Raw genomic sequence first — 25,248 nt, forward strand, 5'->3', positions numbered from 1 at the left:
CTACAATGTCTTTTGCTCAAAGTGCTGATAGATTGTCTCTGCCACGTTTTTGGGAACACCTGCAGCGGCGATCTCCTCTACAGTTGCTTCCTTCAGCTTCTTCACAGAGCCGAAATGCTTCAGCAGCTGCTTCTTGCGCTTCTCTCCCACTCCCGGAATCTCATCGAGCACGGACTGGATTGCCGATTTGCCATGCAGCTGCCGGTGAAACGTGATCGCGAAGCGGTGCACCTCATCCTGAATGCGCTGCAGGAGGTAAAACTCCTGGCTGTTCCGTTCCAGCATCACAGGCTCCATGGAATCCCCCATAATCAGATGGGAGGTCCGATGCTTCTCGTCCTTTGTCAGCCCGGCCACCGGGACTGACAGCCCCAGCTCATTCTCCAATACATCCATAGCGGCGCTGACCTGCCCTTTGCCTCCGTCGATGATAATCAAGTCAGGAAGCGGCAGCCCTTCGCGCAGCACGCGCGCATAACGGCGGCGGACAACCTCCCGCATGGATTCATAGTCATCCGGCCCTTGCACCGTTTTAATCTTATACTTGCGGTACTCCTTCTTCTCCGGCTTGCCGTCCACAAATACAATCATGGCGGATACAGGATTTGTCCCTTGGATATTGGAGTTGTCGAAGGCCTCAATGCGGTGTGGCATCGGAATGCCGAGCTGCGCGCCCAAATTCTCGACAGCCTTCACAGTGCGCTCTTCGTCCCGTTCAATGAGATAAAACTTTTCCTGCAGGGCAATGCCGGCATTCTTGCATGCCAAATCCACGAGCTCCTTCCGCTTTCCCTTTTTCGGCTGGCTCGTCTCCACGCCAAGGAACTTCTCCACAATATCTTGGTCGATCGCGCTTGGCAATACAATCTCCTTTGGCTTGAAGTGATCCGGCTGCCCGTAAAATTGGCCGATAAAGGTGAGGAATTCTTCTTCAGGCTCGTCATAGATTGGGAACATGGAAACATCGCGTTCAATCAGCTTCCCCTGCCGCACAAAAAAGACTTGCACGCACATCCAGCCCTTATCGACTGCATATCCGAAAATATCCCGGTCAATCATATCGCTCATAATCATTTTTTGCTTTTCCATGATGGCATCCATATGGGCAATTTGGTCACGCAGCTCCTTGGCCCGCTCAAATTCCATCTTCTCGGATGCCTCATACATCTTTGCTTCAAGCTCGGTGCGGATTTCCTTATGTCCCCCGTTTAGAAAGCGGACAATCTGCTCTGTAATTTCGCGGTTTTGCTCCTCGGTAACGTCCTTCACGCACGGCGCCAGGCACTGTCCCATGTGATAGTACAGGCACACCTTATCCGGAATGGTCGTACACTTGCGGAGCGGATACATCCGGTCCAGCAGCTTCTTCGTCTCGTGGGCCGCTTGAGAATTCGGATACGGCCCGAAATATTTGGCCTTATCCTTTTTCACCGTCCGGGTAATCACAAGACGCGGCTGCGGTTCGTTTGTAATTTTAAGAAACGGATATGTTTTATCATCCTTCAACGCAATATTATATTTCGGGTCGTGCTTCTTAATCAGGTTCAGCTCCAGAATCAGAGCCTCCAAATTGGAAGATGTGACAATATATTCAAAATCGGCAATTTCGTTTACAAGGCGGTACGTTTTTCCATCGTGTGTACCGGTGAAGTACGAGCGAACGCGATTTTTCAGCACCTTCGCTTTGCCGACATAGATGATTGTCCCGTGCTTGTCCTTCATTAAATAACAGCCCGGCTGATCGGGCAAAATGGCGAGTTTCTCGCGCAGATGCTCGTGCATGCTTCTCCCCCCTGCTGCTTTCGCTCAAATAAAATGATGTTGGCCGGAATAGAATTTGTACTCTATATTGTATCATCAGGACGCCTTCTTTTGTCCTGTAAAAAATAGTCATACCCGCCCCATATAAAAAGCGGGCCGGAATATTCCGGCCCGCTTGTCGTTTTTACAGGTGAGGAGTCAGCAGTTCTTCCAGCGCTTCCTTAGGACGGAAGCCCAAAGTTTTCTCCACTACTTGGCCTTCCTTCAGGACAAACAGGGAAGGAATGCTCATTACTTCGAATTTCGCTGCTGTTTCTTGGTTTTCGTCCACATCAACCTTGACGATTTTCACCTTGTCGCCGTATTCTGCAGCAAGCTCCTCCAATACAGGGGCGATCATTTTGCAAGGGCCGCACCAAGGTGCCCAGAAGTCAACAAGAACAACGCCGGAGCTTGTTTCTTGTGAGAATGTTTGGTCAGTTGCGTTTACAATTGCCATCGTGATTCCTCCTTATGTAATCTACAAATGAGTATACCATTATCCGCAAACGGTTGCGACTAATATGCACCATGTGTTAGTGTCCCCGGGGGGAAATGGGTTTATACTTGGTGTAGAGGGGGATTGAAAGTCAAAACCCTCCTTTTTTATAAGGGCATAGATTGTATAATCTTACGAAAAAAGCTGCCCCGGGGAAATGCCGGGGCAGCTCGCTTGCATTAGGAATGCACCTTCAGCTTCTTGAACTCTTCTGTCAAAAGCGGCACAACTTCAAACAAATCGCCGACGATTCCGTAGTCTGCCACCTTAAAGATGTTTGCTTCCGGATCCTTGTTGATGGCCACAATCACCTTGGAGTTGGACATGCCGGCCAAGTGCTGAATCGCGCCGGAGATGCCGCAGGCGATGTACAGGTCAGGTGTTACAACCTTGCCCGTTTGGCCGATCTGCAGGGAGTAATCGCAATATTCCGCATCACAAGCGCCGCGGGATGCGCCAACTGCGCCGCCGAGCACATCAGCCAGCTCCTGCAGCGGCTTGAAGCCTTCCTCGCTCTTTACGCCGCGGCCGCCGGCAATGATGACCTTTGCTTCAGACAGGTCCACACCGGCTGCTGTTTTGCGTACGACGTCTTTAATGATCGTGCGCAAGTCTGTAATGGGAACCGACACAGCCTTCACTTCCCCTGTGCGGGCTGCATCCTTCTCCAGCGGCAGAATGTTATTGGGACGGATCGTCGCAAACAGAATGCCGTCTGTTACAATTTTCTTCTCAAATGCCTTGCCGGAATAGATTGGGCGTGTGAACACGATGTTGCCGCCGACTGCCTCCAACGCTGTTGCGTCAGACACCAGGCCGGCATTCAGCTTGGCTGCCAGCTTCGGCGCCAGGTCCTTGCCAAGCGCTGTATGGCCGAATACAAGGCCCTCCGGCTGCTCCTCGCCCACAACAGCCAACACCGCCTGCGCATAGCCGTCAGATGTATAGACTGCCAGCTTCTCATCTTCCACCGTCACTACGCGGTCTGCACCGTAGGCAATCAATTCATTTGCCAAGGCGGATACACTGCTGCCGATCAACAGGCCGACGACCTCGCCGCCCTCGGCGATGGTTTTTGCTGCCGCCACTGCCTCAAAGGAGACATTTCTCAAAGATCCGTCACGCACTTCACCCAATACCAATACTTTACGAGCCATATGCTTCCCCTCCGTTATGTGCTGTTTCCGTTATTTGTATTAAATGACCTTTGCTTCTGTATGCAGCAGAGACACAAGCTCCTTCACCTGATCCTGCAGTTCGCCCTGCAGCACCTTGCCGGCGTCCTTTTTAGGAGGCAAATAAATTTCAATTGTTTTTGTTTTTGCTTCCACATCTTCTTCTTCCAAATCCAGATCATCCAGCTCCACTTCCGCCAATGGCTTCTTCTTCGCCTTCATGATGCCCGGCAGAGACGGATAACGCGGCTCGTTCAAGCCCTGCTGCGCCGTCACCAACAGCGGCAGCGTTGTCTCCACAACCTCTGTGTCGCCTTCCACATCGCGCTCGATGCGCACGGTTGTGCCGTCGATTTCCAGCTTCGTAATGGTCGTCACATACGGGATGCCGAGCGCTTCCGCCACGCGCGGGCCCACTTGTCCGGATGCGCCGTCAATTGCCACGTTGCCGGCCAGAATCAGGTCTGCATGTTTATCCTTTAAAAACTCGGACAGCACCTTCGCAGTTGTGTACTGGTCACGGTTTTCCACATCATCTTCAATATTGATGAGGGCGGCTTTGTCAGCGCCCATTGCCAATGCTGTGCGCAGCTCCTTCTCGGCATCCTCGCCGCCGACTGTCACAACCGTCACCTCGCCGCCCTTTGCATCGCGGACTTGGATTGCTTCTTCAATGGCATATTCATCGTACGGATTGATAATAAACTCTGCTTCTCCGTCATAAATGGCGCCGTTTTTAATGACAATTTTCTCTTCTGTGTCGAATGTACGCTTCATGAGTACATAGATATTCATGTCTGCATTCCCTCCCGGATATATAAAAACATTGAGTGAGTTCCTATTATTCAGACAAGTATACTTAAAAAAGAGATTGGCAGTTTACTTGCCGCTGAAGGATGGCTTGCGCTTCTCCAAAAAGGCTGCGACGCCTTCTTTGCCATCTTCCGTTGTGAATACTTCGCCAAACAGCTGTGCCTCGCGCTGGACACCCTCATAGTACTGGGATGTTTTCACCGTCTGCAGGAGCTCCATGACAGCCCGTACAGAGGACGGACTCTTTGCCGCTGCCTTCTTAGCCAGCGTCATGGCCGCTTCCAAAAGCGCTGCTTCATCTGCATAAGCGGCATTTGCCAATCCGGCCTGCACTGCTTGCACACCTGTAATCGGCTCAGCCGTCAGCATCAGCTCGCAGGCCTTGGCAAAGCCCACATACCGTGCCAGGCGCTGCGTGCCGGCAAAGCCGGGGATCAAGCCCAGATTCAATTCAGGCAGGCCAAGCTTGGCATTCTCTGTTACCAGGCGCATATGGCAGGACATCGCGAACTCCAAGCCGCCGCCGAGGGCTGCGCCATGAATGGCCGCGATAACCGGCTTTGGAAACTTCTCCAGCCGCTCGAAAACAATTTGTCCCCGCTGCGCCAGTTCCGCTGCCGCATGCGCTTCTTCAATGCCCGTAAATTCCTTGATGTCGGCGCCCGCTGAGAAGAAACGGCCTTCCCCATGCACAACAACTGCGCGCACATGGCCGTTTTTCTCCAGCTCATCCAGCACTGCGGACAATTCCGCAAATACCTTTGATGACATGGCGTTTGCCGGCGGATGATTTACCTTCACCACCGCTACATATTCCTCCACTGCAACTGACAGGAAATTCATATGTACATCCTCCCCCTTATTTTTGTCCGCAAGCGTTTACAAACAGCTCGTGGACCGGTTTCGCAAGTGCGGCCAAATCATACTTATGGTCGCCCATCACCCAATTCGTCACCATTTCATCCAACGTTCCGAAAATCATTTGCCGGGTAACCCGCATATTCAAGCCGCTGCGGAATTCCCCTTGCTCCACTCCCAGCTGGATAATCTCATCAATCAGCTTCGTATAATCCTTCAGCACCTCGTTAATCTTCAAGCGAAGCTCCTTGTTGGATTGGCGAAGCTCCACCTGCGTAACAATGGCCAAATGATGGTGTTCCGCCAGCAATGAGAAGTGCGTTTCCACCAACATAAATAACTTCTCTGCAGCACTTCCAATTCCTGCTGTTTTCATCCGGATTTTTTCAATGAATTCTCCCATTTTTTCCTGGAATAAGGAGATGAGGATATCTTCTTTATTTTTGAAATATAAGTAAATGGTGCCGTCAGCAACACCTGCCTGCTTGGCAATCTTGGATACCTGCGCCTGGTGATAGCCATTTTCCGCAATCACAACCACTGCTGCATCAAGGATTTGATTATACTTTGGTTTATTCTTTTTCATTTCCTGTCTGTCCTTTCACTTCCAGAATGAATGACTATTCATTCATGACTTTATATTACAAATAATCTGAAATATTGTCAATTGCCCGCATAAAAAAAGAAGGGCCTCAGCCCGTCTCATCGTCCTGCTTTTGCTTTTGCTTCTCTTCCTCAATCAGCACCCGGCGCAAAATTTTCCCGACTACGGATTTCGGGAGCTCCTGCCTGAACTCGTATACCTTTGGCACTTTATAGGCAGACAAGTATTTTCGGGCGAACGCATCCAGTTCTTCAGGTGTGCAGGACTCGCCATCCTTCAGGACGATGTATGCCTTTACAGTTTCTCCGCGATACGGGTCAGGTATGCCTGCCACAACGGCTTCCTTCACCTTTTCGTACTCATACAGCACCTCTTCCACTTCCCGCGGATAGACGTTGAAGCCGCTGGCAACAATCATATCCTTCTTCCGGTCCACTACATAAAAGAAGCCGTCCTCATCCATATACCCCATGTCGCCCGTATAGAGCCAGCCATCTTTCAGGACCGCTTCTGTCTCTTCGGGGCGCTTCCAGTAGCCGCGCATCACCTGCGGGCCTTTGACAATGATTTCCCCGATTTCCCCGGACGGCAATTCCTCTCCCGTTTCCAAGGATACTATGCGGGCATCTGTATCCGGCCATGGCACACCGATGCTGCCGCTGATGCGTTTCGACCAAAGAAAATTGCTGTGGGTGATGGGGGAGGATTCTGTAAGCCCATATCCTTCAACAAGCTTGCCGCCTGTAATGCTTTCAAATTCCTCCTGGACCTCCACCGGCAGCGGGGCGGATCCGCTGATGCAGGCGCTTACAGATGACAAATCATACTTTGCAAGCTTTGGATGGTTCAGCAGTCCGATGTACATCGTCGGCGCTCCCGGAAACAGTGTGACACGGTGTTTCTTAATCGCTTTCAGCATACTGTCCAAGTCAAATTTCGGCAACAGAATCATCTCATAGGCTTGCATAACGGAAATATTCATGACGGCGCTCATCCCATAAACGTGGAAGAACGGCAGCACGCCAAGCACCACCTCGTTTCCCTGTTCACAATTATAGAGCCAATGAATTGCCATCGTGGTATTGGCCACCAGGTTGCGGTGCGTCAGCATCACACCCTTTGGAAAGCCGGTTGTGCCCCCTGTATACTGCAGCAGCGCCAAGTCCTCTTCCGGACTGCACGGAACCGATATGTCCTCGTCCGAAGCGCGCATGGCTGTTTTCCATGTATGCACATTGGCGCCTTCCTGAATTTGCACCACCATGCCCATTTGCTTTTTTTGCACAAATGGGTAGAGAAGGTTTTTCGGAAACGGCAGGAAGTCGGCAAGGCCTGTCGCAATCACATGCTGCAGTGATGTGCGGGTGAATACAGCAGAGACTTTTGGGTATACAAGGTCCAGGCAGAGAATGACTTTGGCTTCTGAATCCTTCATTTGATACTCCAGTTCCCGTTCCGTATACAGCGGATTCGTCTGCACCACAATACCGCCGGCCAGCAATACACCGTAGTATCCAATTACGGCTTGCGGACAGTTGGGCAGCATAATAGCCACACGGTCTCCCTTTTCCACGCCAAGCGATTTTAAATAGTTGGCAAAAGTTTTCGACTGCACATATACTTCGTGAAATGTAATGTTCTTCCCTAAAAAATGAATGGCATTCTTATGCGGATATTCGAAGGCTGTTTGTTGCAGATAAAAGTGGAGCGGCTGAGGGTCATAGTCAATATGGTGCGGAATCTCGGGCGGATAATGCTGCAGCCACGGACGTTCCATTGAAGGTTCCCCCCTTCATAAGTGGAAATGCCTCTAAGGAAATGGCATTTTATCCCTATTTTTATTATATTACGAATCTCTTTATAAAAAAACTGATACAGGAAATAAGTACAGGCGCCGTTAACCTCCTGGCTTTTGCAGCTGCCGATGGATCTTGCAGTGCATGCAAAGAGGCCAGACCCGGCAAGTGGTCTGACCTCTTATGTATGGTATCGTTCACATCTATATCTGTATAGTATTACACAATCTCAAACATACCAAAGCCTTGCGAATTGCGGCTGCCGATTCCGGCATTATGGGCGAAGGCGATTTGCTCCGGCGAGGATTCCAGCTCGTATTTGCCAAGCCACCCTGTAATGATATGATTTTTAAACTTCGTGACCACCTTGTGCGAATCGTTCACCTGCAGCGGCCGGATGATAAATTCATCCCGCGGCGCATACCCGTGGTAAGCTTCATATTTATTGGAAAAGTTGCTGGAAACAAGCAGCGGAAAGGCTGGATCTGTGGGTGCAAAGTAGTTTGTTTTCTTCTTCTCCTGTTCCTCGTAGGTACTATACACTGTGATGGGTGACAGCATCTGAATCACATGCTTACTTTGATTGAATCGCGGTTCCTCAAGCTCAAGACTTTCAATGATGAGCGGAAAACCATTAATTTGAATCAAACGATCCTGCATGAACCGCTCCTGCAGCTGCTGGATGACATCCTCAAGCACGCTCCCGATCCGCCAAGTGATAATGTTCTTGAATTCGATTCTCTTCAGCTCCCGGCGGATCGTATGCGTCCCCATGAGGCGGCTGAAGGTAAACAGCTTAAACTTGCGCTTCCCCTTGTAGTACCCGGTGTCATGCAAGAAATGTGCAAAATTCTCTTCACGCAATGAACGGTACAGCAATCCTTGTAAAGCGTACTGATAGTGAAATGGCATGGCCAGTGATCCATTCAAGGGCCTCATTTTCACAGTCATCCTCACGTTAATCCCCTCTTCTCTTTTGTTTCCCTCCTGATACATATTATCTGTATATACGACTCCTATTGGCATACTTATAATTGACAGAAAATTCTTTCTTCTATAATAGCAAACTTAGGACCGCTTGTAAATACACTAAATGAGAATTTATCCAACCCTATGCATGAAATGAGGAGAAAGTCTGTGAAATTGTACTATTTTTGACACTTATTTCGTTTTTTGGATGTTTATAAAGTGTATACGTTTCTGTATGCTGCAGAACCGGATACCGGTTCTGCAGCTGTCCCATTTAAAGGCTGCTGTACTGCTTTACGGTTTGAATGGCCTGGCGCAGCTCTTCAATGGGGATTTGCCCGGGCGCAGAACTGTGCTCGCCGACTGCAAAGGTCAGTACTGAACCATACATCCAGCCGAACAAACGGCTCACCGCGCCCAATCCTCCCATGGAAATGGTGATGACAGGAATCCCCATCGTCTTCTGCATCTCCCGCGTTGCCTCCAGCAGGGTGAATACATCTTCTTGATTCTCCGGCATCACAGCCGCCTTGGCCGCATCTGCCCCGTACAGCTCCGCCTGCAGCAGGTACTTGCAGATCTCCATTTTATGTGGAGTCCGCTTAAAGTTATGGTAGGACAGAATTAACTTCTTGCCGTGCTTGGCGGAACAGTCCCGCACCTGCCGGACAAGCTCCGGTTCATTGCACACCTCATAATCAACCATTTGGACAAAATCGCTCTTGCACATTTCACCCAGCAGCTCCACCTTGCCGGACTCATCGAGCGGAATATGCTCGCCGCCTTCCTTCACGGAACGGATGGTGAACAAAATTGGAATCTCTCCGCTTGCATGCCGCAATTGCCTCGATGTTTCCAGTACCGCCTCCTTATTTTCAATATTCAAAAAAAAGTCGGCGCGCCACTCCAAGAGGTCCGGCTTCTTCGGCAGCACTGCCTGCACCTCTGCGAGCAATTCCTCTGTGGTTGCACCCGTCAGCGGTGTGCATATGTATGGAAGCTTTTCTTCCGTAAATAACTGGCTCATCGGTTCCCCTCCGTTTACTTTTGCTACATCATACCATAATCCACAGGTAAAAACAGGCTGTTTTGTTATGTTGAATCTGCAGAACGAAGTTGATACAATCAGGAAATGGGGAAAAGGAGGCACGGTTATGGTAAAGCAATCCTTGCTGGTCCGGGAAGTGATTGACCGGATTTCAAAGTCACATATTCTCTCAGTCTATGAGAAATTTATAAAGAAGGATTTAGAAAGCATCATTCTCTCGCTCTATGCGCTGCATTATCAGGATCATGATGTGAAGGAGATTCTTCGTCTGCTGAAAAAGGACTCCTTTAACCGGACGAAGCGGCGCTGGCTGCAAAATGCGGTGAAGGATTACGAGGCGAAGAATAAGAAAAAGGGCAAAGAGCTGCTCGGGGAGTATCTGCTGCTCCGGTCCTACTTTGAGAGAAACGGAGCGGAGCTGTTTCGGCAGCAGTTTGACGGCGCTCTGTCGCCAGAGGAGGTCATCTACAAGCGCATTCAGTTCCTGACCGGCTGGAGCAATGATGAGTCCGCCTATTTAAGTGAGTACTTATACCTGCAGCAAAAAACAAAAACACAGATTGAAAAGGCAGTCCAAATTGATATCACCCTGATCATTGGAACTGTGCTGACAGACACCACTCTGCAATCGCCGGAGGACATCATCATTGAGAGCCCCTTCTCAACGGTGGAAAATCCGTTCTTTGCGAACACGAGAGGCAAAGTGACGCTGGCAGATCCGCTTCTGAAGCGGGAAGGCAAGGAGTATTTCCTCAGCAGCTACAATGCCGGAGAAGGCGCAAACTACGAGCTGCTTGTCGAAAAGGAATATGCGGAAGGAAACGGCAACAAGGTCAGTGACCTCGACCGTTTGGATTATAAGATTTTTCTGGAGGTCATGAGCAAGCGCGATGAATTGTTTGCCACCCAGAAAATCATTAACATTAAGATTGGCGATGTGGTGAAGAACCTCTATAAGACAGACAGCGCGCGCAACTATAAAACGGTGGAAGAACGCATTGTCAAAATGAAGCATTACAGCATGACCAAAACAGAAGGCAGCAAGCGCACCTCCTACGGCATTTTTGACTTTGTCGAGGTCACAACAAACCCGAACGGCACGCGCGTCGCCGAAATTCATGTGAACGAAGTCATCTACCGGGACTATTTGCAGCGCCAGACCATCCGCATGTACCGGAACAAGGTGGAGAAGCTGAGCTTGGATTCCTCTTATCACCTGCTGTTTGTGATGCAGAAGGAACGGCTGATTTGCTATGAAACCAAATCACCCTACACAGTCTCCCGGGACTATCTCTACTTCTCGACAAAAATCCGTTTCCGAAAACGGAGAAAGCAGGAGAACCTGCAGGAGATTGAAGAGGCATTGGATGAACTGGTGAAGCAAAACATCGTTGTACAGTCCTACCGCCGCGTGGGACAGGTCTTTCAGATCACGTTCATTCCCATTGATGAGGAGGAAGTACGCAACCTGCTGGCCGGCGACTATGAATATATGCCGCTTGCATCCTATAAACATATTGAATGATGTCCTTCGGGGCATCTTTTTTTGCGCCATTTCTCCGTGTGAATATGTTTTTTTGCGCCATTCTGCCGTGCACATATGCATTTTTGCGCCACTTTGCCGTGCCATCCTGCTGATTTACAGTTTGGAGCAAGAAAATCTTAAAATAATACAAGATTATTTGTGAATTTTTCGTGACAAAAAAGCTGCTATTTTTCCACTTTTGCGCCACTCTGCCGTGCACAAGTGCCGATTTCTCCTCATTTTGCCCCTCCACCTCATTTTTTGCGTCATTTCGCCGTGCAAAACTGTCACTCTTCCCTAAAAAAACTATCAGTTTCCCCATATAACTTTATCCGTTCATTTTTACATGGAGCGGTAAGTGAAATACTTTTTTGCAAAAACCTTATTGTGACAAGGCTTTTTCCTTGCTGCCAATTTTGCCGGTTTATTTTTGCTCCATTTCTCCGTGCAAAATTGCTGCAGGCTCTAAACCCTTGCTGCATAAGGCTTTTAGGAAAAAATGCGCCATTTCTCCGTGTTGGAATGTCATTTTACAGGCATTTCGACACTGACTATACTGAGACAGGATACTTATGTCGAAAGGAGCGTACAGCATGGAGCAGCAAATGAGCATCAAGCGGCATACACTCATTGCCAACAAGCTATTGGCTGTCATGAGCGGCTTAAACCGCCAGACAAAGCGTGAAGATGGCTACTATTATGAAAAGCATGCATTCGGCTTATCCGATGCCTTTGTACAGATCAAATGGACTGCTTCTCTCATGAAGCAGATGTTGGCATACATGGCAAAATGCAACAGCAACGGCACTATTGCGCTGGTTTCTGAGCAACAGCTTGCCCTGCTCATGAACTGCTCTGTGCGCACGGTCCAAAATAACAACCGCCTGCTGGAAGCAAAGGGCATTCTCACTTGGGACCGTCTTTGGGGTGAGTATATCCAGGTAACGCTTTGCAACTATCTGCCGGATTTTCTGGATTTGCACAAAAAGGATGATCAGACAGCAGATGAGTCTGCAGCCCGGGAAAGCTTGTCAGAAGCAGAACTGGCTTCCTATACCTCTAAAGCCGGCTATACCTCCATCGCCGATGAAGTGCTGTATTTGCTGTTCAAGGTGGATCACGTGAACGTGCTTCGTCTGGCCCTGCGGGCACTGCTTACATATGAAAAGGATGTAAATGTAAAACAGGAGACAGAAGCACTGCTGTCCTACAGCGAAGTAAAAGGCATTTTGCCGCGCTACATCGGATATCGATCTGCCATCCGCAAGATGGCAGATCAGCTGCGCTCCATTTTTCAGGTGGATGTATTTGAAAAGGATGACTGCATCCGCACGTTTGTGGAGGACAAGCAGCCGAAGCCATCGATTCTGGAAAAAGTGCGCGATGGCTTTATCCTTTCCTTCCAGCTGTTTGGCACCCACGACAGCAAGAAGCAAAAGCTGGCGGAAAAGCTGCAGGCGGAGCATCTCTTTGCCCGTTTCGAAGGCTTCTTCCGCCCATTCGGCAGATTCCAGATGCCAAAGGAAGCGATCTACTCGCTGACACACGAGTTTGGCGTGCGCATTATGGAGAAAACACTGCAGTCTGTTCAGCATGACTTGCAGCTGTCCCTGCATGGAGACGTGAAGACATTCCATACCATGATCCGCCAGTTGGAAGACAATTTGTCAGCCTATCTTCGAAAAATTGCCTCCGGGTATCATCAGGCAGAAATTTCCGCTTGAGGATGCCCTGTTTTCCTATGCCTTTTTTTATGTTCTCTACTTTTTTTCTTTCTTCTTCCGCAAGTTTCTCAGTACATATAGCTTCAGATGCCGCTTTCATGAAATTGAGAATCCTTCTCAGGAAAAAAATCAAATGAATGAAGAGGAAAAACAAATACTAGAGGCAAAAAAGCTGTTTGTATGGGGAAAATCCGTGCAAAGCTGTAAAAAGGAATGTGAGTATGTACAGAACAGCCTGTGGACAGCAGCGGGACTCCTGTGTCTGAAAACGCCCGAAATCCCTGCTGTGGCGGGCTTCTGTACAGACTTCCTTTTTCCAATGTTTCAAATAAGAGAAATGATTTCTTTAATGAATAAGAGAATAGATAAGAAATACAAAGAAATAGATCCCTGAAGAAAAAAGAAGCAGCGTATGCTTCTTCTCAGGAGGGATAAGAAGTCATTAAAAAAAGCCGCTGATCTGAAATAGACCAACGGCTTTTGTACAAGCGCAGCTTTATTTTGTGAAAAACATCCAATATACCATGCCAAACAGAAGAAATCCCCCGCACACACCAAAGAGCACCTTTGCCAGCTTCTCCATAAACATATGTGTATTCCCCTTTTGCTTTGTCTTACTTCAATTCTACCACAGTTACGCCTAAACCGCCTTCTCCCATATCACCATAGCGGTAGCTCTTCACATGGCGGTGCTTTTTCAAGTATTCCTGCACGCCTTGGCGCAGTGCTCCGGTTCCTTTGCCGTGGATGATGGAGATGCGGGGATATCCTGCAAGCAAAGCATCATCAATGTACTTTTCCACGCGAAGCATCGCATCCTCATACCGTTCCCCGCGCAGGTCAAGCTCCAGCTTCACCTGATAGTCCTTGCCTTTTACCGCAGCCAATGCTTTCTTCTCTGTTTGCTTCGGGCTGCTGAGGTATTCCATATTTTCCTCTTTTACCTTCATTTTTAAAATGCCGATTTGTACATGCCACTCATTGTCGCCCGATTTTTCAAGAAGCTGCCCCTTCTGTCCGAATGTCAGCACCTTCACCTCATCACCAGGCTTCAGCGTACGCTGCTGCTTCGCCTTCGGCTGCTCCTTCTGCTTGTTCACAAGCTTCGGCGCAGTTCCTTCCAGGCGCGCCCGGGCTTCAATTAATTCATGCTCCTTCACGTTGGCCAGCTGTTCCTTGCGCAGGTGGCGCAACTCGCGGATAATGCTTTCCGCTTCCTTCTTCGATTCTTCCACCTTCTTCTCCGCTTCCAGCTGTGCCTTCAGGAGCATTTCATCGCGCTGCTCGTTGAACTCAAGAATTTGCCGCTGCAGGTCCTTATGCAGCTTTTCAGCCGTTTTGCGCAGGTCCTGCGCTTCCTCCCACTCCTGCTCTGCGTTCCGCTTGCTCTCTTCAAGCTTGGCAATCATATTTTCCACGGTGTTTGTTTCTGTGCTCACATGGCCGCGCGCCCGGGTAATGACACGCTCGGACAGACCAAGGCGCTTGGAGATTTCAAAGGCGTTGCTTCGGCCCGGCACACCAAGCAGCAGGCGGTACGTCGGGCTCAGCGTATCCACATCAAATTCCACACTTGCGTTAATCACCTTTTCCCGGTTGTAGCCGTATGCCTTCAGCTCAGGATAGTGCGTGGTTGCCACGACACGCGCGCCGCGATGATAGACTTCATCCAAAATGGAGATGGCCAGGGCCGCCCCCTCCTGCGGGTCCGTGCCGGCGCCCAGCTCGTCAAAGAGCACCAGACTCTCAAAATCTGCCTTCTCGAGGATATCCACAATGTTCACCATGTGTGAGGAGAAGGTACTCAAGCTTTGCTCAATGGATTGCTCATCCCCGATATCGGCGAATACGCTGGCGAATACACCAATCTCTGAACCGTCCTGTACCGGCAGCTGCAGGCCGGACTGGGCCATCAACACACAGATTCCAATCGTTTTCAGGGTGACGGTTTTCCCCCCTGTATTCGGGCCTGTGATGACAATGGTTGTAAAGTCGCCGCCAAGCACGATATCATTGGGTACAACGACCTGCGGGTCAATGAGCGGATGGCGCGCCTTCAGCAGCCGCATAAAGCGTTCATTGTTCAGCGCTGGCTTTGTTCCTTTGATGCGTTTTCCATAATGGGCTTTTGCGAAGATGAAGTCCAGCTCCGCCAATACTTCCACATTTTCCAAAATGACATCCGCATCCTCTGCCACTTCTCCGGACAGCATCTGCAGAATCCGCTCGATTTCCTGCTTCTCACGCGCACGGGCCTCCTGCAGTGTATTGTTCAGATCGACAACCACCTGCGGCTCGATGAACAGTGTCTGGCCGGAAGCGGACTGGTCATGAACAATCCCGCCATATACGTTGCGGTACTCCTGCTTCACCGGAATGACATACCGGTCATTCCGGATGGTAATGATCGCATCCGACAGCATTTTGGACGCATTGGAGGAGCGCACCATGCCCTCCAGCTTTTCACGGATACGGGACTCAGCCGTACGGATTTGGGTGCGGATGGTCCGCAGCTTGTCGCTTGCGCCGTCAAGCACTTCGCCGCCATCGCCAATACAATTGTTGATGCTGCGCTCCAGCCGGTTCAGCTCCATAATCCGTTCCACATAGGACAGGAGAATCGGCAGCTCCGGCCCATTTTCCGCGAGGTCCTCCAAAAACCGTTTGATCTGCCGGCTTGCGTACAGGGTCGTGGAAATATCCAGCAGCTCATGCGGGCTGAGGACACTGCCGATTTTCGAGCGCTTCACGCTCGGGCGGATGTCAAATACGCCGCCAAGCGGCACATTGCCGCGCAGGCGGATGACGGTGGCCGCTTCATCTGTCGTATCCTGCAGACGCACGACTTCTTCATAATCTGTACTTGGCATCAGCTGCCGCACTCTATCTCGTCCCAGTGAGGAAGCCACATGCTCCATCAACTGTTCCTTCACCTTATCGTACTCTAATACACGCAATGTTCTTTCTAGCACTTTCGTTCCTCCCGTTACTACTTATGACGTCGGAGATAATCCAGCAGCTGGCCAATCTCCCATGTGTTGATGACATTCTCTTTCTGAATCCAGCCTTTCTTGGCGGCTGCAACGCCAATCTCCATATGCTCCAGCATATCGATTGTATGGGCATCTGTATTAATGGCAATTTTCACGCCCGCATCCTGCGCTTTTCTCAGCAATTCAGCACTTAAGTCGAGACGATTCGGATTCGCATTCAGCTCCAAAACCGTGTCTGTTTCCTTTGCCAGCTGAATCAACATCTCTGCATCCACATCATACCCGCTCCGTCTGCCGATGAGGCGGCCGGTCGGATGCGCAATCATATGCACTTGCTTGTTTTCCAATGCGGCGCGCAGACGCTTCATGATTGTTTCACGGTCCTGCGAAAAGCTGGAGTGGATGGCGCCGATGACGAAATCCAGCTGCTGCAGGGTGTCATCGGCAAAATCCAACGTGGCATCCGGTAAAATGTCCATTTCAATGCCGCGCAAAATGGTGATTTGCGGATATTTTGCCCGCAGCTTCTCAATTTCAGCACCCTGCTGCAGGAGGCGTTCCTTCGTAAGACCGTTCGCCACCTTCAAGTATTGAGAATGGTCTGTAATGGCGATATAAGCATATCCTCTGGCGATTGCAGCCTGCACCATTTCTTCAAGCGAAAAGCTGCCGTCGCTCCAGGTGGTATGCATGTGGATATCCCCTTTGATATCGCTGTATTGGATCAGATTCGGATATTTTTCAATAAGGTCAATTTCCTTGCCGTCCTCACGGACCTCCGGCGGAATAAACGGCAGGCCGAAGTGTGCGAAAAAGGCCTCCTCCGACTCAAAGGTCTTGATTTCCCCTGTCTCCAAATTCTCCACTCCGTACTCGCTGATTCGCTCGTTGCGCGCTTTGGCAATCTGGCGCATGCGGACATTGTGGTCCTTCGAGCCGGTAAAGTGGTGCAGGGTGGTAATGAATTCGTGAGGCTGCACAAGACGGAAATCGACTGAAATATCGTACTCATATTGGAGACGCAGAGACACCTTGGTGTCGCCGCTGGCAATCACCTCCGCAATGCGCGGCAGCTGCAGCAGATGCTCCCGGACGGCCGCTGGGTCGGTTGTGGCGATAATAAAGTCCAAGTCCTTTACCGTTTCCCGCACGCGGCGCAGACTTCCGGCCCGCGAAAAGCGTTCTGCCTCGGGAACCTCCGACAGCATTTGCTCTATTTCCTCGGCAATAGGGATGACATCCGCGATCGGCAGCCGCTCCGGTCTTGTTCCAACCTGGGCAATGGCCTCCAGAATTTTCTCCTCGGTTTTCTTGCCAAAGCCGGCCAGCGCCTGCACTCTATGCTCCTCGCAAGCCTGCTTCAGGCTCTCCATGCCGGTCACACCCAGCTCCTTGTACAGCTTTGCCAGCTTCTTGCCGCCGAGCCCCGGCAGCTTCAGGAGCGGAATCAGTGTCTCCGGAATTTCTTTGGAGAGCTCCTGCAGCACCGTGGACTCCCCCGTCTCGATGTATTCAAGAATGACGGCAGCGGTTCCCTTGCCAATGCCGCCCAGCTTTGTGAAGTCCTCAATCTCAGATAAGCTGCGGTCGTCTGTCTCCAGCGCCGCAGCCGCTTTGCGGAAGGCGGAAATCTTAAATGGGTTCTCCCCCTTCAGCTCCATATATAAAGCGATTGTCTCCAACAGCTTAATGACTTGTTTCTTATGAACCTGCATGTTCATCCCTCCGTTTCGGAACTAGAAAAAAGACTTCTCTTGCATGAAGAGAAGTCAAACCTGAAGACTAGACCCCGTTGTGCTGCGTCCACAGTTCTTTTACTTTGGCAGATAAAATGGGCGTATCGTCCACAATGACCTTGCATAAGGATGATTGCTGCAGAGTGGCTTGTACATTTTGCACCGGTATGAGACTGCCGATGATAATGAGCACAAACAGGACAATATACACCTCAACCAAACCGAGAACACCGCCGCCCAGCGAATTTATTTGCTTCAATACCGGAATTTGCGCCACTGTGTTCAACAAATGCCCGAGCAACGACCATGCGAACTTAGCTGCCAGAAACAGCAGGATGAAGGCAAGCACCCGGTAAAAGGCTTCCTCTACATGTTCTGCTTTCAGCCACTCGGGCGTCTGCATGCCACCCAGCGGATAGGGAATCATCCGGTGCAGCACGGGCGCAGCCTCCTCGTAATACAAATACGCGACCAGGTATGCAATGACATAGCCTGCCAAGCGCATCACCTGTAAAATGAGCCCCCGTTTCAAGCCGATAAAAAATCCTGCCGCCAGCAGGACCAGTATAACAATATCGATCATGATCCGCTCATTCCTTTGTCTTTAGTTTTTCCTTCAGCCGCTCGTTTTCTTCTTTCAGCTTTATGTAATCGTGTACGACGTTTACTGCAGTCAATACGGCCAGACGGTTGATGTCGAGAGAAGGATTCTTCGCGTATATCTCGCGCATTTTATCATCCACGATTGCAGCGACCATGCGAATATGAGTCGTATTCTCGTCTCCCACGATGGAATATTGCTGCCCGTATATGTCTACAGTAATTCGAGTTCGCTTTTCATTATGCTGTGACAACTCGCTATCCTCCAATCAACAGTTCGGAATCCTAACTTTTATCTTACCATGAAGTCGACATAGATGGAAACAGAAACGGAATTCCGGTATGATGAAATTGTAAATAAAGGAAAAAGGAGCAATGTCTTTGTCTAATCAAGTCGTTCTTACTGTCACTCCTTCTGTGCTGGAGGAGATGAAGCACTATTACCACAGCAATTCTACCCCAAAGGTGCCGCAGGGCGGGGTGTTCACCGCGAAAACGGCCGGCTGTACCATCACAGCCTATAAATCCGGCAAGGTGATGTTTCAGGGGACCGGAGCTGCCGGCGAGGCTTCCCGCTGGGGCAGCGCCCCATCTGCAGCTGCCAAGCCCAAGAAAACGACCGGATATGAGCCGCCGGCCGGCATCAGCTCCATGTCCATTATTGGCTCCGACGAAGTAGGAACCGGTGATTTCTTCGGTCCTATCACAGTCGTGGCCGCTTATGTGGAAAAGGAACAAATCCCGCTCTTGCGCGAACTCGGGGTGCGCGACTCAAAAGGGTTGGCGGACGAGCAAATTTCCGCAATCGCCAAGCAGCTCCTGCCAATTGTCACATACAGCCTGCTGTCGCTGTCGAACGAGAAATACAATGAGCTGCAGCAAGGCGGAAAAAATCAAGGAGAACTGAAAGCCCTTCTCCATAATAAAGCCATTGGCAACGTGCTTGAAAAAATACATCCGAAAAAGCCCGAAGGAATTCTTATTGACCAGTTTGTCCAGCCTGACACGTATTATAAGTACCTGGGCAAACAAAAAGCAGTACACCGGGAGAATGTCTACTTCTCCATCAAAGGTGAGAGTGTTCATCTTGCCGTGGCCGCGGCTTCCATCCTGGCGCGCTATGCGTTTGTGCAAAAATTTGAAGAGCTCAGCAGGAAAGCAGGTTTTACGCTGCCAAAGGGCGCCGGATCCCAGGTTGACCAGGCTGCAGCCAAGCTGATTCGGATGCACGGGGAAGCAAGCTTGAAGGAATTTGCCAAGCTGCACTTTGCAAATACAGATAAGGCAAAGCGGTACTTAAAATGAGAAAGCATTGGAAAGGGGCGGCCGCAGTCTGTATACAGGAAGGGAAGCTGCTTATGGTACGGCAAGGAGCCCCGGGGGAAACGCCGCTTTGGACGGTTCCCTCCGGCGGCATTGAACCTGGAGAAACACCTGAAGAATGCTGCATTCGCGAGGTGCAGGAAGAAACAGGATATACCGTAGCCGTTGTCGAAAAGATAAGAGAAAAGCAAGGGGTATATGGAGAGTGGCATGCCCATGTGGATTATTTTACAGTAGAACTGATTGGCGGATGCATGGTGATACAGGATCCGGACAATTTGATTTACGAGATTGCCTGGAAGTCTGCGGCTGAACTGCAGAATTTCCCTCTTTCTTTTCCTGAAGATCGGGAGTTTTTGCTTGCCCGGCTCTCCAATTGGAAATAGAATGGCAGTTCCTTGTTTCTTTTTTCAAAATCGTACTATCTATACAGTAATTGAAATTATTAATTCGAATGGAGCATTCTAAATGAATTCTTTCTACCACCTTTTTGCGGGCACATCCGTGAAGCTGGCTGCCCCCAGAGAAGACGATTTGGAAATCATGTCGCGTTGGCAGGAGGATGCGGAATATCTGCGCAACGTAGACACGGATATCGCCCTTCCCAAATCCAAAATGCAGCTGCAGGAGGATGCGCGCCGAAGCTCAGGCAGTGCCCACTTCCATCTGCGCACAATTGAGGATGATAGATTCATTGGATTTGCTGTCATCCACAGCATAGAATGGAACAACCAGACCGGCATGCTTGCGATCGGCATTGGCGAGGCGGAGAACCGGGGCAAAGGCTACGGTTCGGAGGCGCTCCAGCTTATTTTGCGCTTCGCTTTCCACGAATTGAACCTGCATCGCGTCGGACTCGATGTGATTTCCTATAACAAAGGAGCCATCCGCGCATACGAGAAAGCCGGGTTTCGTCAGGAGGGCTGCATGCGGGAGGCTGTATATCGCAACGGCAGACGATACGACCGGCTGATCATGAGCATATTGCGGCCGGATTGGCTGGCTGCCCCACAATAAAGAAGGATGCGTCGCACCCTTCTTTATTTTTGTCAGGGGAAACCAAAAAGAATTATATTGGAAATACATGTAAACTAGTTACTTTGGTTACTGGGAACTTAAAATTGGCTGTAATTAGGTACGTGAAATTTATGACCCGGTCCATGTATTCGGGACAGCACTCTCTATTTTCATTGTATACTAATTGCGGCAACTGGACGCCCTCACATGCTGGTTTATGTTCCCGGGCACATCCGGAAAAAAAGCAGCCCTCCTCTGACAGGCGGGCCGCCTCATCTATAACCCCAGCTTTTGCAGCCGGCGGTAAAACGTGCTGCGCGGAATATCCAACAGCTTCGCTGCCATGGACACATTTCCCTTTGCCTTCTGCAGCGCTTCCAGTATCATATCCCGCTGTATTTGCTCCCGCGGGTTCAAGGCTTGCGCTGCTGAATCCCACTTCTGCTGAGAACAAGCGCCTGCCGTATGCTCCTCCAGCAAGCGCAGGATATCCTCTTCTCCGGCCGCCACGGCAGCCGCATCCGGCGCTATGATATGTATGCGTTCCAGCACATTGAACAGCTCGCGTATATTCCCCGGCCAATCATGCTGCATGAAACGCTCCATATATACATCTGGCCAGACCACTTCCCACCCTTGCATTTTGCAAAAGTGATGCACAAGATATGGGATGTCCTCGCGCCGCTCCCGCAAGGCAGGGACATGCAGCGGATATACGTGAAGGCGATAATACAAGTCCTGCCGGAAGGTGCCTGCCCTCACAAGTTCCGTAAGATTACGATGCGTTGCGGTGATAATTCTGATGTGGAGCGGAATTTCTTTTGTTCCCCCAAGCGGAACTACCTGGCGCTCCTGCAGCACCCGCAGCAGCGCCACCTGCATGGCCGGCGGCACTTCACCGATTTCATCGAGGAACAGCGTGCCGCCGTTTGCCTGCTCCAGCTTTCCTTTGTACCCCTTGCGCTTCGCGCCGGTAAAGGCTCCTTCTACATAGCCGAACAGCTCGCTTTCCATCAGCTCCTTCGGGATGGCGCCGCAGTTAATCGCCACAAATGGACCGTCCTTACATAGACTGTTATCATGAATCGCCCGGGCGACAACCTCTTTTCCTGTGCCTGTTTCCCCGGATATGTGGACACTCGCATCCGCGGGAGCAACACGCTGTATATCATGAAGTACACGCTGGAACGCCCCGCTTACGCCTGTTTCCCCGGGAAAGCAAATCTTTGCAGGGGATACAGCGGGCATATAAACATTTGTTCTAATAGAGGGTGCTTCAGCCAGAAAGAGGGATATGCCGATTTGTTGATGCTGCGGGGAGTAGACCGGAGCTTCGGCTTGCACAACGAATCCATACTGCACCAGGTCACGGACCTTTATACCGATGCAGTCACGTATTCGTGAATTGACCGACTTGCTTGCCGCCACAATGGTTTGCTCTATGTTGCATATGACTACAGGCTGTTTTCCATATAACAGCTCCATGCCTTGCCGAATCAGCTCCAGCTCCTGCTCACGTACCCTTATACGCAGTTCGCGCTCAATGGCACAGGCAACAGAGGCAGTCATGCCGAGCATAAAGGGATGTGTGCGTTCGAGCGGACATGATACATCAATGACTCCCAGTAATCTGCCGTCATCATGATGAATAGGGGCGGCTGAGCAGCTCCAGCTGTGTGATGCAACTGAATAGTGCTCCGTTCCGCTTATCATCACGGCTTCCCCGACTTGCAGCGCTGTGCCAATGGCGTTTGTCCCAACCTCCTCCTCTGTCCAGCGTACTCCTTTTGTAAAATTAATTTTTCCGGCATCCTGCAGCACACGCCGGTCTCCCGTAAGCGACAGCACATAGCCATCCGGATCAACCAGCAACGCCATCATCCCCTGCTCCTCAATCATGCCCTGCATCCGATGCAGGTGGGGGGAGGCAGCTTCCAGGAACAATGCGCTTTCTGCCTGTTTGGCAGCCAACACCTCATCCGATACGATATGTGTCGCCTTGTGCAGATTCGGATTCACATCCTGGTTTTTGCAGCGGTACCACGACTCCAGTATTCGTTTGCTCAAGCGGGACGCGTCAAGAATTCCTTCCGTAACAAAACGCTTCCACGTGTCAAAATAATTGACTGTTTCAATCATCCCATCAGCTCCTTACCATCATTTCAAGCGCTGGAGTCAACTGGATATGACAAGAGCGGAAACAGAAACACCCATGTATTGGATAAGCGCCTATAGTTACAATTCTTACTTTATATGTAAATTCCTGCACAGAAAGACCTCGTGCCGAAAGATTATGCACGAGGTCTTTCCATCAAGGATTTGGCTTTACAAGAATCTTAATCTGGCTCTTGCTCTGTGTCAGTGCCTCAAAGCCTTCTGACACAATGTCATCAAGCTCAATATGCTTTGTTACAAGCTGTGTTGCCTGTATCTGTCCGTTGGCAATCAACTGAATGACCTGCGGGAAAATATTGCGGTAGGCAATAATGCTTGTCATTCTTCTCTCTGTCAAAATGAATTGGTTCAGCGGAATGTTCGCTGTCTTTTCCCAAATGCTGATGTTTACCACGTTTCCTTCCGAACGGGTGACCTCAATGGCGGCGTTAATGGTAGCTTCAATTCCGGCCACCTCGAATGCCACATCAGCGCCAAGTCCGTTTGTTTCCTCCCTGATTGCCTGCACAGCATCCGTTTCCAACGGATGAATGGCAAGATCCGCCCCTGCCTGCAGGGCAAATTCGCGGCGTTCGGGAGATACTTCGACAGCGATAATCTTGCTTGCTCCCGCTGCCTTTGCCGCTTGAATGACCAAGAGTCCAATCGGGCCAGTGCCAAAGACGGCGACGGAATCCCCAATGCGAAGCTCACTTTGCCGGACAGCGTGCACTGCCACTGCCGCAGGCTCTACAAGGGCCGCCTGTTCCCATGTCATATGGTCCGGAATCTTGTGCACCATTTTCTCAGGCACGACGCTGTACTCCGCAAACCCGCCATATCCGCCGGACAGCCCAACAAAACCGAGGTGCTCACACACATTGTAATGCCCTTTCCGGCAGGCGGCACATGTGCCGCAGCTATAGATCGGCTCTACACATACCCGGTCGCCGACCCGGACATTCGCTACATTCTCCCCTACAGCTACGACTTGACCGGCATACTCATGTCCCATGACAATTGGTGCCTGATCCTGCGAAATCGGATGCGGCTCCCCGACGGGAATAAAAATCGGGCCGGCAACATACTCATGCAGGTCAGAGCCGCAAATGCCGCAATATGCAACCTGAATTTTCACCTGATCCCTGCCGACTGCCGGCTCTGCAATCTCCTCCACTCGAATATCTCTTGTGTTATGCCATAATGCTGCTTTCATGATATTCTCCCCCTTTCACTAGACATGCACGGCATGCCCGATTGCACTCAGCAGCGCCTCCTGAATCGCTTCCGATAAGGTCGGGTGCGCCGCAATGAAATCCTGCATGCTGTCAACGGTCAGTTCCGCCTGCAGCATGACCGAGCCCTGCCCGATCAGTTCTGTCGCGTGCGGGCCGACAATGCTGACGCCAAGAATCTCCTGATGATGCGGCTCAATGATGACCTTTACCTTGCCAATCGGCTGATTGAGGATGAGAGCCTTGCCATTGGCGGCGAACGGAAACTCGCCGACACGAATTTCACCATAGGTATCCCGCGCCTGTTTTTCCGTCAAGCCGACACCGGCAATTTCCGGGGATGTGTACACACAGCGGGGAACCGCCCGGTAATTGACTTCCGCCTCCTGTCCGCAGGCGTTCAGCGCGGCCACTGTTCCTTCATGAAATGCGACATGCGCCAGCTGCACGCCGCCAATGACATCCCCACAGGCGTAAATGTGCGGGATGCTTGTCTGCATGTGCCCATTGACGAGAATGCCCTTTGGAGAACTGTTCACACCTGCAGCCGGAAGATTCAAATCTTCCAATCTCGGCTTTCTGCCAACCGACACAAGCACGTGCTCGCTATATACCTCCTGTACGCCCTGCTTGGTTTGAATGACTGCCTTTTTCTGTCCACGCTCTAAGTCTTGCAGTGCAGCAGATGTATAGGTGGCTACCCCGGCCTGCTCCAATTCTCCCTGCAGCACAGCAGCGATATCCGCATCCTCACCAGGCAAAATATGCTCAGCCATTTCCACCATCGTCACCTTCGTGCCCATCCGGCTGTAGATGCTGGCAAACTCGCAGCCAATGACGCCGCCGCCAATAATCAGCAGGGATTCCGGGATGGCAGAAAGCGACATAGCCTGCCCGCTGTGAAGGATCCACTCCCCGTCAAACGGGGCAAACGGAAGAGCAATCGGCTCGGATCCCGCCGCAATGATAAAGCGGTCAGCTTCAATCAACTGCTCTCCATTGCTGCTATGTACGGCCAAAAGGCGGCTTGTCCGAAACGAGGCCCTTCCCGCTATGACTTCAATTCTATTTTTCTTCATCAAGTAATTCACACCGTTCACAAGCGTCTGCACAACCTTGCGCTTCCGCTGCTGCACCTGCTGCCAGTCAATTTGGACCTGACCGGGCGGCAGTGTAATGCCAAACTCAGCCGCATGGTTCACGCGGTCATACATTTCCGCGCTCTCAAGCAAAGACTTTGTCGGAATACAGCCCTCATTCAGGCAGGTTCCTCCAAGCGGGCCATTGTCAATCAACATTACGCGATGACCCTGCCCGGCGGCAGTAATTGCCGCCACATAACCGGCAGGGCCGCCGCCAATTACGGCTATAGCGGCCAT

The 25,248-nt window shown here is 50.7% G+C and carries 22 protein-coding genes; 6 read left to right on the forward strand and 16 right to left on the reverse strand.

Features of this window, described 5'->3' with window-relative positions:
- The 9 genes from uvrC to aroD form a co-directional block, all read right to left on the reverse strand.
- Positions 1-1,782 (reverse strand): excinuclease ABC subunit UvrC, encoded by a 1,782-nt coding sequence (gene uvrC / locus NK662_RS02330; RefSeq protein WP_254756946.1) that lies wholly within the window; start codon positions 1,780-1,782, stop codon positions 1-3.
- A 163-nt stretch (positions 1,783-1,945) separates the two neighbouring features.
- Positions 1,946-2,260 carry a thioredoxin gene (gene trxA, locus NK662_RS02335; protein WP_254756948.1) on the reverse strand — a complete coding sequence of 105 codons (315 nt, stop codon included), beginning with the start codon at positions 2,258-2,260 and terminating at the stop codon, positions 1,946-1,948.
- 218 nt (positions 2,261-2,478) lie between these two features.
- On the reverse strand, positions 2,479-3,456 hold the full coding sequence (locus tag NK662_RS02340; protein ID WP_254756950.1) for an electron transfer flavoprotein subunit alpha/FixB family protein: 978 nt from the start codon (positions 3,454-3,456) through the stop codon (positions 2,479-2,481).
- A 39-nt stretch (positions 3,457-3,495) separates the two neighbouring features.
- Entirely contained in the window at positions 3,496-4,269 is a 774-nt protein-coding gene (locus NK662_RS02345; RefSeq protein ID WP_254756952.1) for an electron transfer flavoprotein subunit beta/FixA family protein, read from the reverse strand.
- Positions 4,270-4,353: 84 nt separating this feature from the next.
- Positions 4,354-5,130, reverse strand: a complete 777-nt coding sequence (locus NK662_RS02350) for an enoyl-CoA hydratase (protein ID WP_254756954.1) — start codon at positions 5,128-5,130, stop codon at positions 4,354-4,356.
- 16 nt (positions 5,131-5,146) lie between these two features.
- Positions 5,147-5,731, reverse strand: coding sequence for a fatty acid metabolism transcriptional regulator FadR (gene fadR, locus NK662_RS02355; protein ID WP_254756956.1), 585 nt, complete (start codon positions 5,729-5,731; stop codon positions 5,147-5,149).
- Positions 5,732-5,837: 106 nt separating this feature from the next.
- Positions 5,838-7,526, reverse strand: a complete 1,689-nt coding sequence (locus NK662_RS02360; protein ID WP_254756958.1) for an AMP-binding protein — start codon at positions 7,524-7,526, stop codon at positions 5,838-5,840.
- A 238-nt stretch (positions 7,527-7,764) separates the two neighbouring features.
- Complete coding sequence (gene cas6 / locus NK662_RS02365; protein WP_254757435.1) at positions 7,765-8,496, reverse strand: CRISPR-associated endoribonuclease Cas6; 732 nt, start codon at positions 8,494-8,496, stop codon at positions 7,765-7,767.
- 292 nt (positions 8,497-8,788) lie between these two features.
- Positions 8,789-9,541: a type I 3-dehydroquinate dehydratase gene (aroD, locus tag NK662_RS02370; protein ID WP_254756960.1), complete on the reverse strand. Its 753-nt coding sequence runs from the start codon at positions 9,539-9,541 to the stop codon at positions 8,789-8,791.
- Positions 9,542-9,668: 127 nt separating this feature from the next.
- On the opposite strand from aroD, the gene NK662_RS02375 reads away from it, so the two are divergent.
- From NK662_RS02375 to NK662_RS02385, 3 genes are all read left to right on the forward strand, one after another.
- Positions 9,669-11,087, forward strand: coding sequence for a hypothetical protein (locus NK662_RS02375; protein ID WP_254756962.1), 1,419 nt, complete (start codon positions 9,669-9,671; stop codon positions 11,085-11,087).
- A gap of 593 nt (positions 11,088-11,680) precedes the next feature.
- Positions 11,681-12,811: a hypothetical protein gene (locus tag NK662_RS02380; RefSeq protein WP_254756964.1), complete on the forward strand. Its 1,131-nt coding sequence runs from the start codon at positions 11,681-11,683 to the stop codon at positions 12,809-12,811.
- 133 nt (positions 12,812-12,944) lie between these two features.
- On the forward strand, positions 12,945-13,205 hold the full coding sequence (locus NK662_RS02385) for a hypothetical protein (RefSeq protein ID WP_254756966.1): 261 nt from the start codon (positions 12,945-12,947) through the stop codon (positions 13,203-13,205).
- A 220-nt stretch (positions 13,206-13,425) separates the two neighbouring features.
- On the opposite strand, the gene NK662_RS02390 is transcribed toward NK662_RS02385, so the two are convergent.
- From NK662_RS02390 to zapA, 4 genes are all read right to left on the reverse strand, one after another.
- Positions 13,426-15,783, reverse strand: a complete 2,358-nt coding sequence (locus NK662_RS02390; RefSeq protein WP_254756968.1) for an endonuclease MutS2 — start codon at positions 15,781-15,783, stop codon at positions 13,426-13,428.
- Positions 15,784-15,800: 17 nt separating this feature from the next.
- Positions 15,801-17,519, reverse strand: a complete 1,719-nt coding sequence (polX, locus tag NK662_RS02395; RefSeq protein WP_254756970.1) for a DNA polymerase/3'-5' exonuclease PolX — start codon at positions 17,517-17,519, stop codon at positions 15,801-15,803.
- Positions 17,520-17,586: 67 nt separating this feature from the next.
- On the reverse strand, positions 17,587-18,123 hold the full coding sequence (locus NK662_RS02400; protein WP_254756972.1) for a CvpA family protein: 537 nt from the start codon (positions 18,121-18,123) through the stop codon (positions 17,587-17,589).
- A gap of 7 nt (positions 18,124-18,130) precedes the next feature.
- On the reverse strand, positions 18,131-18,394 hold the full coding sequence (gene zapA / locus NK662_RS02405; RefSeq protein WP_438503583.1) for a cell division protein ZapA: 264 nt from the start codon (positions 18,392-18,394) through the stop codon (positions 18,131-18,133).
- A gap of 127 nt (positions 18,395-18,521) precedes the next feature.
- Here zapA and rnhC point away from each other — a divergent pair, with 127 nt between their 5' ends.
- From rnhC to NK662_RS02420, 3 genes are all read left to right on the forward strand, one after another.
- Positions 18,522-19,445: a ribonuclease HIII gene (gene rnhC, locus NK662_RS02410; protein ID WP_254756976.1), complete on the forward strand. Its 924-nt coding sequence runs from the start codon at positions 18,522-18,524 to the stop codon at positions 19,443-19,445.
- On the forward strand, positions 19,442-19,849 hold the full coding sequence (locus NK662_RS02415; RefSeq protein ID WP_254756978.1) for an NUDIX hydrolase: 408 nt from the start codon (positions 19,442-19,444) through the stop codon (positions 19,847-19,849). Before rnhC ends, NK662_RS02415 begins: the two co-directional genes overlap by 4 nt.
- Positions 19,850-19,931: 82 nt before the next feature.
- Positions 19,932-20,480 carry a GNAT family N-acetyltransferase gene (locus NK662_RS02420; protein WP_254756980.1) on the forward strand — a complete coding sequence of 183 codons (549 nt, stop codon included), beginning with the start codon at positions 19,932-19,934 and terminating at the stop codon, positions 20,478-20,480.
- A 276-nt stretch (positions 20,481-20,756) separates the two neighbouring features.
- Here the strand turns inward: NK662_RS02420 and NK662_RS02425 are convergent, their stop codons facing one another.
- The 3 genes from NK662_RS02425 to lpdA all read right to left on the reverse strand — a co-directional run bounded on the left by NK662_RS02425 (position 20,757) and on the right by lpdA (position 25,248).
- Positions 20,757-22,619 carry a sigma-54-dependent Fis family transcriptional regulator gene (locus NK662_RS02425; protein WP_254756982.1) on the reverse strand — a complete coding sequence of 621 codons (1,863 nt, stop codon included), beginning with the start codon at positions 22,617-22,619 and terminating at the stop codon, positions 20,757-20,759.
- A gap of 172 nt (positions 22,620-22,791) precedes the next feature.
- A complete protein-coding gene (locus tag NK662_RS02430) occupies positions 22,792-23,850 on the reverse strand; it encodes a 2,3-butanediol dehydrogenase (protein WP_254756984.1) in 1,059 nt (352 codons plus the stop codon).
- 18 nt (positions 23,851-23,868) lie between these two features.
- Complete coding sequence (lpdA, locus tag NK662_RS02435) at positions 23,869-25,248, reverse strand: dihydrolipoyl dehydrogenase (RefSeq protein ID WP_254756986.1); 1,380 nt, start codon at positions 25,246-25,248, stop codon at positions 23,869-23,871.

This window comes from Ectobacillus ponti (assembly GCF_024294785.1).
Lineage (GTDB): Bacteria > Bacillota > Bacilli > Bacillales > Bacillaceae_G > Ectobacillus > Ectobacillus ponti.